The organism is Burkholderia cepacia, from assembly GCF_029962485.1.
GTDB lineage: Bacteria > Pseudomonadota > Gammaproteobacteria > Burkholderiales > Burkholderiaceae > Burkholderia.
On record NZ_CP073638.1, the window covers coordinates 1,209,252 to 1,225,164 of the forward strand.

The window sequence follows — 15,913 nt, forward strand, 5'->3', positions numbered from 1 at the left end:
GGCGCCCCGTCCTATGCGACTGCCTCGGCGGCCGGCGCGACGCTGCGGCCGCGATCGGCCTCGCGCGCGTCCTCGAGAATCATGTCGGACGCCTTCTCGGCGACCATCACGATCGGCACGTTGGTATTGCCCGATACGAGCGTCGGCATGATCGAACAGTCGACCACCCGCAGCCCGCGCGTGCCGTACACGCGCAGCCGCTCGTCGACGACCGCGAGCGGATCGCTCGCGACGCCCATTTTCGCGGTGCCGGACGGATGGAAGATCGTCTGCCCGTATTCGCGGCAGAATTCGAGCAGCTCGTCGTCCGTCTGCGCGTCCGCGCCGGGCCGTACCTCGCGCTTCATCAGCGGCGCCATCGGCTCCGTGGCCGCGACACGCCGTGCGAAGCGCACACCGGCGACCGTCGTGCGGCGGTCGCGCTCGGTGTCGAGATAGTTCGGCTGGATCGACGGCGCGTCGCGCGCATCGTCGGTGCGAATCCGCACGGTGCCGCGCGATTCGGGCCGCAGCTGGCAAATCGAATACGTGCAACCCGGAAACGGATGCACGCTGCCGCCCGCCGAATCGGCCGACAGCGTCGAGAAATGGAACTGGATGTCGGGCGTCGCCGATTCGTCGGGCAACGCGCGGCAGAACATCCCGCCCTGGTTGATGCCGATCGCGAGCGGGCCGCCGCGGAACAGCGCCCATTGCAGCCCCATCTTCGCGCGGCCGACCCACGAATGCAGCTCGTCGTTGGTCGTGATCGGCTTCGTCACCTCGTAGATCAAGCGCACCTGCAGATGATCCTGCAGGTTCTCGCCGACCCCCTTGCGATCGGCGACGACCGGAATCCCGTGCCGGTCCAGCAGCGCCGCCGGCCCGACCCCCGACACCTGCAGCAACTGCGGCGACTGCAGCGCGCCGGCCGCGAGGATCACCTCGCGCAGCGCGCGCACCTCGTGCACCTTGCCGTGCTGCACGTAGCGCACGCCGGACGCCTGCGCACCGTCGAACAGCACCTTCAGCGCCTGCGCGTCGGTTTCGACATGCCGGTTCGGCCGCCCGCGAGCAGGCTTCAGATACGCGACGGCCGTCGAACAACGCAACCCGTTGCGCGTCGTGAGCTGGTAATAGCCAACGCCCTCCTGGTCGCCCGTGTTGAAATCGTCGACCGTGCGCACGCCGAGCCGGTTCGACGCGGCAACGAACGCATCGACGAGTTCGTGCCGCTGCCGGATCGCCGACGCCCACAGCGGGCCGCCGGTGCCGCGCGTCGGCCCGTCGCCGAGCGTGTTGTGTTCGAGCTTGCGGAAATACGGCAGGCACTCGCGCCAGCTCCAGCCGCGATTGCCGAGCGCGGCCCAGTGGTCGTAGTCCTGCTGCTGCCCGCGTACGTAGATCAACCCGTTGATCGAGCTGCAGCCGCCGAGCGTGCGGCCGCGCGGCCAGTACAGGCGGCGGTTGTGCATGTTCGGGTCGGGATCGGTATGGAAGCCCCAGTTGTAGACGGGATGGAACATCGTCTTGCCATAGCCGATCGGCACATGAATCCACATGTAGTTGTCGGCGGGGCCGGCTTCCAGCAGGCACACCGTATGGCGGCCGCCGTCGGACAGCCGGTTGGCGAGGACGCAACCGGCCGATCCCGCGCCGACCACGACATAGTCGAAGCTGCGTGTCATTCCGTGTCTCCGTTCCGGGTATGAGAAAAATCCGGTATGTTTCGTCCAAATTTATGGAGCGCACGGCACGCGTACAAGCCGATTTATTGTCCACGCCACGAATGTGGTACAAAAACCGTTCAATTCGTTTCATTTCTGCCGGACACAACCATCCCGGGACGCACGCCGATCCCGACGGAGGAGACAGATGCGCGACACCGCCCCCGCGCCGCCCGACGGCGCGCCCGCCGACGACGCACGCGTGCTGCGTGCGCTTGCCGTGCTCGAAGCGCTGGCATCGGCCGGACAGCCGTACACGCTGTCGCAGCTTTCCGCACGGCTGCACATCCCGAAGGCGACGCTGCTGCGCCTGATCGAGTCGCTCGAAGCGCGCGGCTACGTGATTCACATGCCCGACTCGCGCGGCCACGATCGCGGCATCGCGCTCGGCCCGCGCGCCGCCCAGTTCGCGCTCGCCGCGTTGTCGAACAACACCTTCACGCGCGGCTGCCGGTCGGTGCTGCGCGCGCTCGTCGACGTGCTCGGCGAGACCTGCAACCTCACCGCACTCGACGGCGACACGGTGCTATACGTCGAACGCGTCGAGACCACCGAGCCGTTGAGGCTCGAAATGCGGCCCGGCATGCGCGTGCCGCTGCATTGCACGGCGAGCGGCAAGCTGTTCCTGTCGCAGATGAATGCGCTGGAGCGCAACGCGATGCTCGCGCGGCTCACGTTGAAGAAGATGACCTACCGGACGCTGACCGATGCGCAATTGCTCGCCGCCGAGCTCGACCGGCTCGCCGCGCGCGGTGTCGGGATCGACAACGAGGAATTCGTGCGCGGGATGGTGGCCGTCGCGGTGCCGGTGAAGGATGCCGCGAGCGGCCGCGTGCTCGCGGCGCTTGCCGTGCACGCGCCGACCGCGCGCGCGACGCTCAACGACCTGCTGGAGAACGTGCCGAAGATGCGCGACGCGGCCACGCGGCTGGCGCCGCTGCTGCATGCGGCAGAGGGTGCGCAGCCGGGTTGAGGCGCCCGCGTGCGGTCACGCCTTCAAGCGGTCGCCCGGTCACGCAAGGTGATAACGCAGCCAGAAGGTTTCCCGGCACGCGTTGTCGAACGTCAGCCGCGACGGGCTGATCGGCTGCGCATCGGGATGATGGAGCACGTCGTAGTCGATCCAGCATTCGGCGCACAGCAGGTCGGACGGTGCGCGGTCCTGCTCGACCGAGCGGCGCACGATCGCGCCGTTGTCGAAGCGGTATTCGGTTTCGTCGCGCGTGACCTCGACGTCGTCGTCGGTCCAGCGGTCGTGCGATGTTTCATGCGACACGATCTGCACCGGGCCGGCGAGCCCGTGGATCGCGGCGACATAGGCAATGAGCTTGTCCATGGCGAGGCGGCGAACTGGCGGATGGCCGTTTCGCGCAACGCATGCTGCGCGAAACGGCCCGAGCGGCGAGTATAGCCGCGCGCCGAAGACCTTGCCGCCGGCGGGGTTTCGCGCGCTACGCGTCGAGCGCGAGCAACGCGAATGTCGCGAGCCAGTGCTCGCCCATGTAGTCGCCGGCCACGTGCGCGAGCGCGCTCGCGAGATGCCGGCTGGCCGCGTCGAGCAGCTTCGCGCGCCGCGCATCGCCTTCCGGCAGCGCACCGGCGAGCGCGCGCTGACACCATGCGCGGCTCAGGTTCAGCCCGTCGAGGTGCGCGATCTTGCCGTCGCTGCGATCGCTGACCGTCGCCGGCTCGAACAGCGTCGCAGGTTCGCCGCGCGCGAGATCGGGCAGGAAGCGCGCGAACCAGCCGTCGAATTCGGCGGCCGGCAGCACGCGCCGCATCAGCTCGGCCTCCATCAGCGCGGGCGACAGGAATTCGTCGCCCGACGGCTCCCACGCCTGGCACGCGACATCGTTCAGGTGCCAGCGCTTCGCGGTATCGACGATCAGCGCCGCGAGCCCGTCGCGCTGTGTGTCGCGCGCGAAGTCGAGCGTGAGCGCCAGCGCGAATGCGGTGTTGAAGTGCGTGCCCACGCGCAGCGGATAGGTCGCTTTCGGCAGGAAGGTTTCGAAGCGCGACACGAACAGGTCGGTGAGCGGCGCCATCGTCTTCGCCCAGCGCGCGGCCTGCGGCAGCGCGCCCTTCAGCGCGAGCCGCTCGAGCTGCGCGGATAGCGCGAGCAACCATGCCCAGCCGTATGGCCGCTCGAAGCCGCTGTTGTGCGGCAGCGCGAGATACGCGCGCTCGCCGGCCACGTTCGCTTCGGTGAAATGCGCATCGACGGTCGCGACGATGCGTTCGGCCTCCGGCAATGCCGGGTACCGTTCGAGCACGCTCAGCACGAGCCAGTAGCCGTGCACGCACGAGTGCCAGTCGTAGCTGCCGTAGAAGATCGGGTGCAGCGCGCGCGGCCCCTGCACGTCGTGCGGGCCTTCGAGCGAATGCGTGAGCTTGTTTGGATATTCGCGGGTCAGGTGCGCGAGCGCGAGCGACGCGAATTTCGAGGCGAGTTCGGGGGTGAGTCGGTCGGTCATGGGCATCTCGTCAGAAGCGGAATACGAACGCATACATCAGCAGCGTGTTCACGGCGAGCAGCAGCACGGCTGTCGGCCACTGCGCCTTGATCACGCCGTTCTTGTCCTTCAGTTCGAGCAGCGCCGCCGGCACGATGTTGAAGTTCGCGGCCATCGGCGTCATCAGCGTACCGCAGAAGCCGCTCAGCATCCCGATCGCGCCCATGATTGCCGGGTTGCCATGGAACTGGTGGACGATCAGCGGCAGGCCGATGCCGGCCGTCATCACGGGAAACGCGGCGAAGCCGTTGCCCATGATCATCGTGAACAGCGCCATGCCGACCGTGTAGGCCGCGACCACCGCGAACGGCGAATCGATCGGCACCCAGTCCCTCACGAGCCCCGACACCACGCCGCCGACGCCCGCGACCGCGAACAACGCGCCGAGCGCCGCGAGCATCTGCGGCAGGATCGCGGCCCAGCCGACCGCGTCCATCGTGTGGCGCGCTTCCTTCAGCGCATGCACCGGCGAATCGCGCAGCATCGCGAGCGCGACGACGAACGCGACGATCGTGCCGAGCACGAGCGAGATCAGCGTCACGCTCTTCGGATCGACGAGCGGCACGAGCTTCAGCGCGAACGTGCCGATCAGCGTGACGACCGGAATCAGCAGCGCGGGCAGGAACAGCCGGTTGCCGAAGCGCTGCGCGAGCGTCTCGCGCCGCACCGCCGCCGCTTCGCCTGCTTCGTCGGACTTGCCGCGCCCGAGCTTGCCCGAGCCCGCGATCACCGCGAGCGCGATCGCGAGGCAGCCCGTCACGAAGTGCGGCAGCAGCGCGCCGAACAGGAACGTGATCGCGTAGATCGCCCAGAACGCGAAATTGACGACGCGTCGCGGGTTCGTGCGGTCCGTCAGGTTGAAGCACGCGAACGCGGCGAACATCAGCCCCGCGAGCGTGTACAGCGATTCGAGGCCGATCATCGCGCACCCTCCTGCTTCACCAGGCCGAAGCCGCGCGTCAGCCGGCGGTCGAGCAGCGCGAGGCGCGTGCAGTGGATCAGCAGCGCGGCGATCGCGGTCGGGATCGCCCACACCGACAGGTGCAGCGGCTCGATCGAAATCCCGTTCTGCTCGAGAAAGCCCTTGATCAGCAGGATCGACTGGATCGCGATGAAGATGTCCTCGCCGAAGAACACGGCGACGTTGTCGACGCCCGACGCATGCGCGCGGATCTGCTGGCGCACCGCCTCGGGCAGCTCGCCGTGCCGGCTGACGGCGGCGGCTTCGGCCATCGGCGCGATCAGCGGCCGCACCATCTGCGCATGGCCGCCGAGCGACGTGAGGCCCAGCGCGGCCGTGGCCTGGCGCAGCACGAAGTACAGCATCAGCACGCGGCCCGTGGTGGCCGCCTGCACGCGCGAAATCATCCGCTTCGCCTGCTCCTTGAGCCCGTTGCGCTCGAGCAGCGCGATCACCGGCAGCGTCAGCCAGATCAGCCCCATGTAGCGGTTTTCGGTGAACGCCTTGCCGAACGCACTGACGATGTCGACGAGATTCAGCCCGCCCGCGAGCCCCGTCGCGAGCCCCGCGATCGTGACCACCAGCAGCGCATTGAAGCGCAGCGCGAAACCGATCACGACGATCGGCACCCCAATCAGCACCAGCATTTCCCCTCCTTGTGTCGGATGCGCGGCACCCAGGCAACGCGCTGCCTGCCCGGTTTCGACCGGGCTCGGACGGCGAAATCTAACACGAGACTTTATCGATAAAAAGTCGACAATTTGCGGCTTCGGGTAAACGTTGAAGCGTGCGGATACCGTGCCCGGGCCGTGTGTCGGCGGTGTTTCATCGGAGGAAACGGCGGCCGGCTCGTCGACCGGCCGGCGCGCGTGGCGGAGCCCATGGCCGCCGACTAAACTGGAAAGCATCGGCAACGGACGGGAGAGCCGCCATGATTGACGTATTCCAGACCATCGGCAGCCGCGCGTTCTCCGCTCATCTGGCGAAGGACGGGATGGTGACGCTGATGGAGCAACGCCATGAAGTCGACCGCGTGACGCTCGCGACGGCCTATGCCGCGCTCGTCGAGGAAGCCGAACAGGAAGGCGACCTGCTCGACGCGACGGTCGAAGGGATGATGCGCGCGCTGATCCAGGGCTACGCGCGCAGCCATTGACGATGCGGCCGCGCATCCGCCGCGCGGCCGGCTTCCCGATACGGCCCGCTAGGCGGCCGGCGTGCCGGCCCCCGTGCCGAACCACCTCCCCGCGCGCAGTTGCCGGTAGTCGGCCTGCGTGAAGATCCTCAGCAGGTTGGCGACGGCGCCGTTGCCGGCGCGGTCCAGTTCGGTCATGAAGGCCTCGACCTCGTCGTGGCCGGCAAGCAGGATCGTGCTGAAGTAGCGTTCGCGCTCCACGTCGGACAGGTTCGTCGCGCTCAGCTGGTACGGATGGTGAAGCGCCGCGAACAGGAAGTAGTAGCGCTCGGCGTCGTCGCGCAGCACGCGCACCGCGTCCGGGTCGACCGGAAATTCGCGGTGGAACGACGCATGCCCGCTTTCTATGCAGATCCGGTACAGCAACCGGCCGTCGCGCTCGATCACGACCGGCGCGTATGGGTCGCGGCTGACGAGTACGGTATCGGGCACGGTCATCCGGTTCTCCGCTTTCTTTTTTGTCGAAGCCGGCACGGTAACATGCCGGCTTGCGCGGGCTGCATCGGCGCGATCCGATGGCCCGGCATGCGCGGGCACACGGCCCCGCCGCCCTTTGTCACCCGGAAACGCCGCACCGTCATAGAGGAAACGCACTGAAACGGCACAATGCGCGAATTTTTCGATTGCCGCCGTCCGCGCCGCATGACAGCATTCGGGGCGTCGCCAACCAAAAAGAATGCCGTGCCGTCCGGCCGCCGATGCCGCGCGTCGGCGCCGAACAGGCAGCCCGTTCCATGAACCCGGCCAACCACCAATACTACGAACCGACCGGAGAATTCCGCTTGTGAACATCGGCATCGTCAACGACCTCCCGCTTGCCGTCGAGGCGATGCGCCGTGCGATCGCGCGACGGCCCGAGCACCGCGTGCTGTGGGTCGCGACCGACGGCGCGCAGGCCGTCGAACTATGTGCCGCGCAGCCGCCCGACGTCGTGCTGATGGACCTGATCATGCCGAAATTCGACGGGATCGAAGCGACGCGGCGGATCATGCGATCCGAACGACCGTGCGCGATTCTGATCGTGACGAGTTGCATCGGCGCAAATGCGTGGCGCGTGTTCGAGGCGATGGGTGCCGGTGCGCTCGACGCGGTCGATACGCCGCGGCTCGGCGACGGCTCGGCCGGCGACACGACGAAACTGCTGCTCGCGAAGATCGACCAGATCGGCCGGCTGCTCGACGCACCGGGCGGCACACGCCTCGCCGGCACGGCCGCCCGCGCCGGCGGCGGCCCGCTGATCGCGATCGGTGCGTCGGCCGGCGGCCCCGGCGCGCTCGCGTCGATCCTCGGCGGCCTGCCGGCCGATTTCAGCGCACCGATCGTGATCGTGCAACACGTCGACCGCGCGTTCGCGGAAGGCATGGCGCAATGGCTCGACGGCCAGACGCCGCTCGCCGTGCGCGTCGCGCGCGAAGGCGACCGCCCGCAGCCGGGCGTCGCGCTGCTCGCCGCGACCGACGATCACCTGCGCATCACGCGCGCCGGCACGCTCGAATACACGCGCGAGCCGGCCGCCACGCCGTATCGCCCGTCGGTCGACGTGTTCTTCAACAGCCTGACCGAGCACTGGCCCGGCCGCGTGATCGGCGTGCTGCTCACGGGCATGGGACGCGACGGCGCGATCGGCCTGAAGGCGCTGCGGATGAAGGGCTACCACACGATCGCGCAGGACGAGGCGACCAGCGCCGTGTACGGCATGCCGAAGGCGGCCGCGACGCTCGGCGCGGCGCGCGCGATCCTGCCGCTCGGCCGCATCGCGGGCGAGCTGGCGGCGCTCGCGCGGATCTGAGCCCGATGAACACGCGCAACACCCATGCCTGCCCTCGCAACACACCGCATCGAACATGACTAGCGACCTGACCCGCCCGCCGGGCAGCCCGACCACGCCGAGCGCCGACGCGCCGGCCATGGTGCTGCTGGTCGATGACCAGACGATCGTCGCGGAAGCCATACGGCGCGCGCTCGTCGACGAGGAAGGCATCGACTTCCACTACTGCCCGCGCTCGGACGACGCGATGGCCACCGCGATCGACACGCGACCGACCGTGATCCTGCAGGACCTCGTGATGCCCGGCACCGACGGGCTGAGCCTCGTGAAGTCGTACCGCGCGAACCCCGCGACACGCGACGTGCCGATCATCGTGCTGTCGACGCAGGAGGAACCCGTGATCAAGAGCGCCGCGTTCGCGGCCGGCGCGAACGACTACCTCGTGAAGCTGCCCGACCGCATCGAGCTCGTCGCGCGCATCCGCTACCACTCGCGCTCGTACATGAACCTGCTGCAGCGCGACGAGGCCTATCGCGCGCTGCGGCAATCGCAGCAGCAACTGCTCGAAGCCAATCTCGAACTGCGGCGCCTCACGCACTCCGACGGCCTGACCGGGCTGTCGAACCGGCGCTATCTCGACGAATACCTGGCCGCCGAATGGCGCCGTGGCACGCGCGAGCGCAGCGAGCTGTCGATGCTGATGATCGACGTCGACAACTTCAAGCTGTACAACGACACGTACGGACACGTGTCGGGCGACAGCGTGCTCAAGCAGATCGCGTCGACCATCGAGCGCTGTCTCGGGCAATCGGGCGATCTCGCCGCGCGCTTCGGCGGCGAGGAGTTCGCGGTCGTGATGCCGGCCACGTCGCCGGGCGCCGCGCGGCTGCTCGGCGAGAAGATCCGGCTCGCGGTCGAGGCGCTGCGGCTGCGGCACGCGCATTCGTCGACCGGCAACACCGTGACGATCAGCATCGGCGGCGCGAGCATCGTGCCCGCGCCCGGCCTGCCGACGACCGTGCTGATCGAAGCGGCCGACCGCGCGCTGTATCGCGCGAAGCACGAGGGCAAGAACCGCGTGGAGATCGATACGTCGCCGACACCGCCCGGCGCCGGCGGGTTCGGCGCACCGCGCGACTGAACGCGCGCGCCGCCTACGCAGCGCCGAGCCGGCGCGCGTAGTCGTTCGGGTCCAGCGGGCGGCTGAACAGGTAACCCTGCTGCATGTCGCAGCCGATCTGCTGCAGGAACCACGATTGCGCCTGCGTCTCGACGCCCTCCGCCGTCACCTTCATCCCGAGCGAATGCGCCATCGCGACGACGGCCTGCGTGATCGCGACCGAGTCGTGATGATCGGGCACGCCCGACACGAACGAACGGTCGACCTTGAGGTTGTGCAGCGGAAAACGCTTGAGGTAAGCGAGCGATGAATAGCCGGTACCGAAATCGTCGACCGAGATCCGCACGTTCATGTCCGTGAGCGCCTCGAGCATCGGCAGCACGGTGTCCGTGTCGTTCATCAGCAGTCCTTCGGTAATCTCGAGTTCGAGCGCGGACGGATCGAGCCGCGTTTGCGCGAGGCAGCGGTCGACCGATTCGACGAGCCCTTCGTGGAACTGCCGCGGCGACAGGTTGACGGCCAACATCAGGTCGGGCGCGATCGTGCGGCGCCACTCGGCCGCCTGGCGGCAGGCCGTCTCGAGCACCCACTGGCCGATCGCGACGATCAGCCCCGTATCTTCCGCGACCGGGATGAACTCCGCCGGCGACATCGGCCCGAGTTCGGGGCTGGTCCAGCGCAGCAGCGCTTCGGCGCCGACCGTGCGGCCGCTGCGCGCATCGACGACGGGCTGATAGGCGAGCCGCAGCATGTCCGACGTCAGCGCGCGCCGCAGCGACTGCTCGACCGCGAAGCGGCGCTGCAGCCGCAGGTTGAGCTGCGCGGTGAAGAACGTGAAATGGTTGCGGCCGCGCTGCTTCGCGTCGTACATCGCCGAATCGGCGTTGCGCATCAGCGTGACCGCATCGTCGCCGTCGCGCGGCGCCACGCTGATCCCGATCGACACGCCGAGCCAGTACTCGTTGTTCGCGATCGCGAACGGCTTCGCGATCGCGTCGATCACCTCGCGCGCGAGCACCGCGAGGCGGTCGGGATCGGCGCAGTCGTCGACGAGAATCACGAACTCGTCGCCGCCGACGCGCGTGAGCGCGTAGCGGCCGCCCGCGCAGGCCGCGAGCCGCGCCGCGACGCTGCGCAGCAGCGCGTCGCCCGCGTCGTGGCCGGCCGTGTCGTTGACCTTCTTGAACCCGACGAGATCGATGAACAGGATCGCGACACGCGCGGGCCCGCTCGCCGCATCGTGCCTGCCGAACAGTTCCCGCATGCGGTCGGCGAGCCAGCGGCGGTTGTAGAGGCCCGTCAGCGCATCGCGCGTCGCCAGGTAGCGCAGTTGCTGCTGCGCTTCACGCACGGGGCCGATGTCGTTGAACGACACGAGCACCGAGTCGGCCTGCGTCTCGCCGGGCCTCACGATCGGCACCGCGTTGCCGCGCACCCAGATGATGTCGCCGTCCGCGAGGCCGAAGCCGACCGTGTAGTCGAGCATCGGCGTGGCCGTCTCGAGCGCGAGCCGGCTCGGCCACGCGTCAGGTGCGATCGGTGTGCCATCCTCGCTCAGCTTGTGCAGGATCACCGTGGACAGCCGCCGCCCGACGAGATCGCCCTTCACGCGCATCATCCGGTTCGCGCTCGGGTTGCTCGCGACCACGACGCCGTCGCGCGACACGACGAGGATCCCTTCGTTCAGGCTGTTGACGACGAGCCGATGATGTTCCTCGCTGCGTGCGAGCTGCCGGGCGATCCGGTCCTGGTGCACCGCGAGGCCGACGCTGTTGCCGATATCGCGCAACAGTTCGGCTTCCTCATCGCTTGGCCGGCGCGGCGTGCGGTGATAGACGGCGAACGCGCCGAGCACGACGCCCGCTTCGTCGAGAAACGGCACCGACCAGCACGCGCGCAGGCCGAGCGGCAGCGCGACGGCACGGTAGTCGGCCCACAGCGGATCGGTTTCGATATCCTCGACGGCGACCATGCGGCGCTCGTACATCGCCGTGCCGCACGAGCCGGCCGCGGGCCCGATCGGCGCACCGTCGATCGCCGCGCTGTACTGCGCGGGCAGCGAGGGCGCCGCGCCGACGCGCACATGCACGCCGTCCGTATCGAGCAGCAGGATCGTGCACGATGCGCCGTCGCCGAGCAAAGCCTCGGCGCGCCGGCAGACCTCGACCAACAGTTCCGGCAGCGGTGTGTTGCGCGTAATCAGCCTCAGCACGCTTTGCTCGGACGCGAGCACTTCCGCCGCGAGCCCGAGGCTGTAACGAGAACTTTGCGGTTCGGTATTCAAGATGAATCCTGCCGTCTGTCCGATCGGGTCTGATGCGCCCGATTCGTTTGCGATTCTTCGTGCCGATTTCGCTCCGGGTATACGCCGATGCCCGGTGCGCCCCGTATTGCGCGCCGTGCCGAGGCGCGCCGAAATACATTTAACACCAATCCATGACACCACGCGCGTCCACGTGCATCAGGGGTTACACGCGGTTGCGCCGCCGCACGCGGCCGGCGGTCAGCTCGCCGAAAGACAGTTGCGGCCTTTCCGAAACCGGTTCGTCAGATTGTGACGTCACCCTGCGCCGTTCCCGCTCAACCGTCCACGCCGGGCGGGGGACGCGTCACGGCTGTCAGCGCGTCGATCGCGGCCGCGACCGATACGCTCGCGGGCGCCGCAAACAGCGCGCCGACCGTGTCGGGCATCGTCGACAGCTTCAGCGGCAGCCGGCCGACGCGCTCGCCGGCCCGCCGGGCCATGCCGAACGCGCGGGCCGACTGGACGAACAGGCACGGAGACTGTTCGGCAACCACGCGGTTGGTCTGCCATGACACCGATTCCATCAGCACGGACGGCGGCGCCAGGCCCGCCTTCGCGAACTCGGCGTCGAGCGCCGTGCGCGCGGGCGACCCGAGTGGCGGCGCGATCCACGGAAACGCGGCCGCGTCGCGCCACCCGATCCGCGCACGCCCGAGCAGCGGATGGCGCGGGCCGCAGACGACGATCATGTCATCGCGGTACAGCGGCACGACGTCGAGCCCCGCGCTCAGCGCCGACGCATCGAGCCGGCACACGAGCAGGTCGAGTTCGCGGCGCTGCGCCTGCGCGAGCATCCGGTCGAGCGTGTCCTCGCGCACGTTCAGCTGCACGGGGCGGCCGGCGTCCCGCAGCCACGCGAGCGCACCCGGAATCAACTGCGGCGCCATGTTCGGCAGCAGGCCGATCGACACCGGGCGGCCGGCCCCCGTGCGCAGCGCGTCGAACGCGGGGGCGACGCCGCGCATGTCGGTCAGCACGCGGCCGATGCATTCGAGCAGCGCGTCACCGTATGCGGTCGGCGCGACACGCCGCGACGTGCGTTCGAACAGCGGCAGCCCGAGCGCCTCCTCCAGCTCGCGCAGCCATTTCGACAGCGCCGGCTGCGTGATCGACGCGGCCTCGGACGTACGCGCGAAGCTGCGCGTCCGCCCGAGCGTGTCGAGCGTTTCCATGTCGCGCACGCGCAGCCGGCGCAGCGCCTGCGCGATGCGCTGTTCGTGGGGCGGCGCGGCCGGGCCGCGAGAATCGAGGGTCACGGGCGTCTCCGTCATTCATGTTCGCCAGGTTATCGATCGATCCCGATCTTTCATCGATCGATACGCGATCCTGCCGCATAGTCGTCGACATGAAAACCCCCGGCACCAGCCGGCATGACCAGGAGACAGCCGACGTGAAAGACGATCAGGACACCCCCGCCGCCGCCGAACCCACCGCCCGGCGCCAGTTCCTCAAGCTGGCCGGCGCGGCGGTCGCGTCGGCCGGCTTCGGCGCCGATGCGCTGGCCGCGAACCCGCCGCCGGCCCCGGCCGCCGTGGCAACCGTCGATCCCGCCCCCGCGTTCCACGGCGCCGCAACCGCGCCTGCCACGCTGCCCGCCGGCTACAACATCCTGTTCATCCTGACCGACCAGGAACGCCACTTCGACCGCTGGCCGTTTCCGGTGCCGGGACGCGAAGCGCTGCGTCGCGACGGCATCACGTTCATGCATCACCAGATCGCCGCGTGCGTGTGCTCGCCGTCGCGCTCGACGGTCTATACCGGCCAGCACATCCAGCACACCGGCGTGCTCGACAACGCGGGCGTGCCCTGGCAGAAGGACATGTCGCCGGACGTGCGCACCGTCGGCCACATGCTGCGCGACGCCGGCTACTACGCCGCCTACCTCGGCAAGTGGCACCTGAGCGCGTCGATGCACGAAACCACGAGCCCGTACACCGCGCCCGTGGCCGACTACAACCGCACGATCCGCGCGTACGGCTTCGACGACTATTTCGGCGTGGGCGACCTGATCGGGATGGTGCGCGGCGGCTACCAGTACGACGGGATCACGTCCGAGGCCGCGGTGAGCTGGATGCGCAACCATGCGCCGCGCCTCGCGAAGGAAGGCAAGCCGTGGTTCCTCGCGGTGAATCTCGTGAACCCGCACGACGCGATGTTCGTGAACACCGACACGAACGGCTCGACGGTGCAGGACGCGAACCACCCGATGCTCGGCAACGCGCCGCCGCCAAACGACGCGCTGTACCGCACGTCATGGCGCGACGTGCCGCTCGCCGCGTCGCGGCGGCAGCCGTACGACGAACCGGGGCGGCCACCCGCGCACGGGATGTTCAACGCCGCGCATGCGAACCTCGTCGGGCGCTACCCGTTCACCGACGAACGCTTGCGCATCTATCAGGACAACTATTTCAACTGCGTCCGCGATTGCGATACGCACGTCGTGCGCCTGCTTCAGTCGCTGCAGTCGCTCGGGCTCGACGAGCGCACGATCGTCGTGATGACGGCCGATCACGGCGATCACATCGGCGCGCACCAGCTCGTCGGCAAGGGCGCGGCCGCGTACCAGCCGCAGAACCACGTGCCGCTCGTGATCCGCCATCCCGCGTATCCGGGCGGCATGCAGTGCGATGCGCTGACGTCGCACATCGACATCGCGCCGACGCTGCTCGGGCTCACCGGCCTCGACGACGCGCGCCTCGCGACGATCCGCGGCAGCGCGCTGAAGGGGCACGACCTCACGCGCTGGCTCGCGCAGCCCGCCGACGCGAAACGGCATGCGGCGCGCGACGCCACGCTGTTCAACTACGCGATGCTGCTGTACTACGACAGCGAATGGATGCTGAAGGAACTGGGCACGATGCGGCAGAAAGGCGTACCCGAGGACGAGCTGCTGCGCCGTGCGCTCGCGCAGCAGCCGGATTTCCGGCTGCGCGGCACGATCCGCAGCGTGTTCGACGGCCGCTACCGGTTCACGCGCTATTTCTCGCCGCTCGAATTCAACCGGCCGACGACGCTCGAGAACCTGTTCGCGCGCAACGACGTCGAGTTGTTCGACCTCGCGAGCGACCCGGGCGAGATGCGCAATCTCGCGACCGACCGCAAGCGCAACGGCGAACTGCTGCTCGCGATGAACGGCCGCCTGAACGACCTGATCGCCAGCGAAGTCGGCGACGACAGCCCCGACGTCATGCCGATTCGCGACGGCAAGGTGCAGGTGCAGATCCGCAAGTGGCACTGACGGCCTGAACGCATCCCGGCGCGGCGTGCGGCGCGGATCGCGGCGCGCCGCCCGTCAATCCTTCCGGATGTGTTCGGCCAGGAAGTCGATCAGCAGCCGCACGCGCGGCAGCAGCCCGCGCCGCGACGGGAACACTGCGTGCACCACGCCGCCCTTCGGCGCCCAGCCCGGCAGCACGTCGACCAGCGTGCCGTCGCGCAGGTCGTCCTCGACGACCATGCACGGCAGCTGCACGATGCCGACGCCGTGAATCGCCGCGTCGCGCAGCGCGTGCATGTCGTCGGTCACGAAGCGCGGATGATGGCGCAACTGCGCGTGCTCGCCGTTCGGCCCCACCAGTTGCCAGACATGATGCCGCGCCGGCCCCCAGTCGAGACTCGGCGCACCGGTCAGCTCGGCCGGGTCGGACAGCGCACCCCGCCCGTCCAGCCATTGCGGCGCCGCGACCAGCCGCTGCGGGCTGTCGGCAAGCACGCGCATCACGAGATCGCTGTCCTCCAGCGGCGGGAAGCGCACGCGCAGCGCGAGGTCGAATCCTTCGCTCAGCAGGTCGACGCGGCGGTTCGTCGCCTCGAGATGCACCTGCACCTGAGGATGAATCGCCATGAAGCGCGCGACCAGTTCGCTCACGCGGTATTCGAGCAGCGCGGTCGGGCAACTCACGCGTACGACGCCGCGCGGTTCCGCGTGGCGCCGCTCGATCACCTCGCGTGCGGCGTCGGCCTCGACCAGCACGGCGAGGCAGCGCTCGTAGAATTCGCGCCCGGTTTCCGTGACCGTGAAATGACGCGTCGTGCGCTGCAGCAGCCGCACGTCGTACTGCGCTTCCAGCGCCGCGATGCGCCGGCTCAGCGTCGATTTCGGCACATCCAGCGCGCGCCCCGCCTGCGTGAACCCGCCGTGCTCGACCACCTTCACGAAATAGTAGAGGTCGTTCAGATCATCCATGATCGTTCCACCCATAGAACACTGACGGCATTTTAAGGGACTGGAACGCCGGTTGTTGCACGAATAGCATCCTGATTCAACGTGGATCGAGCGTGTCACGGCGACCGGAAATTTTCTTGGCCGGATCCGTCGGCCGACCCGGCGATTCACTAAGCTTGT

Annotated in this window: 14 protein-coding genes; 5 read left to right on the forward strand and 9 right to left on the reverse strand. The window is 68.8% G+C overall.

What is annotated here, in order from left to right:
- Positions 1–11: 11 nt before the first annotated feature.
- On the reverse strand, positions 12–1,667 hold the full coding sequence (locus KEC55_RS21775) for a GMC family oxidoreductase (protein WP_282510654.1): 1,656 nt from the start codon (positions 1,665–1,667) through the stop codon (positions 12–14).
- Between the two features lie 187 nt (positions 1,668–1,854).
- Here KEC55_RS21775 and KEC55_RS21780 point away from each other — a divergent pair, with 187 nt between their 5' ends.
- Positions 1,855–2,679 carry an IclR family transcriptional regulator gene (locus KEC55_RS21780; RefSeq protein ID WP_282510656.1) on the forward strand — a complete coding sequence of 275 codons (825 nt, stop codon included), beginning with the start codon at positions 1,855–1,857 and terminating at the stop codon, positions 2,677–2,679.
- 39 nt (positions 2,680–2,718) lie between these two features.
- On the opposite strand, the gene KEC55_RS21785 is transcribed toward KEC55_RS21780, so the two are convergent.
- The 4 genes from KEC55_RS21785 to KEC55_RS21800 all read right to left on the reverse strand — a co-directional run bounded on the left by KEC55_RS21785 (position 2,719) and on the right by KEC55_RS21800 (position 5,827).
- The gene (locus tag KEC55_RS21785) at positions 2,719–3,042 is read right to left on the reverse strand and encodes a hypothetical protein (protein ID WP_282510658.1); all 324 of its coding nucleotides are present in this window, start codon (positions 3,040–3,042) and stop codon (positions 2,719–2,721) included.
- Between the two features lie 115 nt (positions 3,043–3,157).
- On the reverse strand, positions 3,158–4,180 hold the full coding sequence (locus KEC55_RS21790) for a DUF2891 domain-containing protein (protein ID WP_282510660.1): 1,023 nt from the start codon (positions 4,178–4,180) through the stop codon (positions 3,158–3,160).
- Between the two features lie 10 nt (positions 4,181–4,190).
- On the reverse strand, positions 4,191–5,141 hold the full coding sequence (locus KEC55_RS21795; protein ID WP_282510662.1) for a DUF979 domain-containing protein: 951 nt from the start codon (positions 5,139–5,141) through the stop codon (positions 4,191–4,193).
- Complete coding sequence (locus tag KEC55_RS21800; RefSeq protein ID WP_282510664.1) at positions 5,138–5,827, reverse strand: DUF969 domain-containing protein; 690 nt, start codon at positions 5,825–5,827, stop codon at positions 5,138–5,140. Before KEC55_RS21800 ends, KEC55_RS21795 begins: the two co-directional genes overlap by 4 nt.
- Positions 5,828–6,111: 284 nt before the next feature.
- Between KEC55_RS21800 and KEC55_RS21805 the strand changes: the two genes are divergently transcribed.
- Positions 6,112–6,336 carry a hypothetical protein gene (locus KEC55_RS21805; protein WP_059529934.1) on the forward strand — a complete coding sequence of 75 codons (225 nt, stop codon included), beginning with the start codon at positions 6,112–6,114 and terminating at the stop codon, positions 6,334–6,336.
- 48 nt (positions 6,337–6,384) lie between these two features.
- Here the strand turns inward: KEC55_RS21805 and KEC55_RS21810 are convergent, their stop codons facing one another.
- On the reverse strand, positions 6,385–6,813 hold the full coding sequence (locus KEC55_RS21810) for a hypothetical protein (protein WP_282510669.1): 429 nt from the start codon (positions 6,811–6,813) through the stop codon (positions 6,385–6,387).
- Positions 6,814–7,159: 346 nt separating this feature from the next.
- Between KEC55_RS21810 and KEC55_RS21815 the strand changes: the two genes are divergently transcribed.
- Positions 7,160–8,164, forward strand: coding sequence for a chemotaxis response regulator protein-glutamate methylesterase (locus KEC55_RS21815; RefSeq protein WP_282510671.1), 1,005 nt, complete (start codon positions 7,160–7,162; stop codon positions 8,162–8,164).
- A gap of 55 nt (positions 8,165–8,219) precedes the next feature.
- A complete protein-coding gene (locus tag KEC55_RS21820) occupies positions 8,220–9,284 on the forward strand; it encodes a diguanylate cyclase (protein ID WP_282510674.1) in 1,065 nt (354 codons plus the stop codon).
- Positions 9,285–9,297: 13 nt separating this feature from the next.
- Here the strand turns inward: KEC55_RS21820 and KEC55_RS21825 are convergent, their stop codons facing one another.
- On the reverse strand, positions 9,298–11,547 hold the full coding sequence (locus tag KEC55_RS21825) for a putative bifunctional diguanylate cyclase/phosphodiesterase (RefSeq protein WP_282510675.1): 2,250 nt from the start codon (positions 11,545–11,547) through the stop codon (positions 9,298–9,300).
- A 296-nt stretch (positions 11,548–11,843) separates the two neighbouring features.
- The gene (locus tag KEC55_RS21830) at positions 11,844–12,824 is read right to left on the reverse strand and encodes a LysR substrate-binding domain-containing protein (protein ID WP_282510677.1); all 981 of its coding nucleotides are present in this window, start codon (positions 12,822–12,824) and stop codon (positions 11,844–11,846) included.
- A gap of 134 nt (positions 12,825–12,958) precedes the next feature.
- Here KEC55_RS21830 and KEC55_RS21835 point away from each other — a divergent pair, with 134 nt between their 5' ends.
- Positions 12,959–14,806, forward strand: coding sequence for a sulfatase-like hydrolase/transferase (locus tag KEC55_RS21835; RefSeq protein WP_282510679.1), 1,848 nt, complete (start codon positions 12,959–12,961; stop codon positions 14,804–14,806).
- A gap of 54 nt (positions 14,807–14,860) precedes the next feature.
- On the opposite strand, the gene KEC55_RS21840 is transcribed toward KEC55_RS21835, so the two are convergent.
- Positions 14,861–15,754 carry a LysR substrate-binding domain-containing protein gene (locus tag KEC55_RS21840; RefSeq protein ID WP_282510681.1) on the reverse strand — a complete coding sequence of 298 codons (894 nt, stop codon included), beginning with the start codon at positions 15,752–15,754 and terminating at the stop codon, positions 14,861–14,863.
- Positions 15,755–15,913 lie beyond the last annotated feature (159 nt).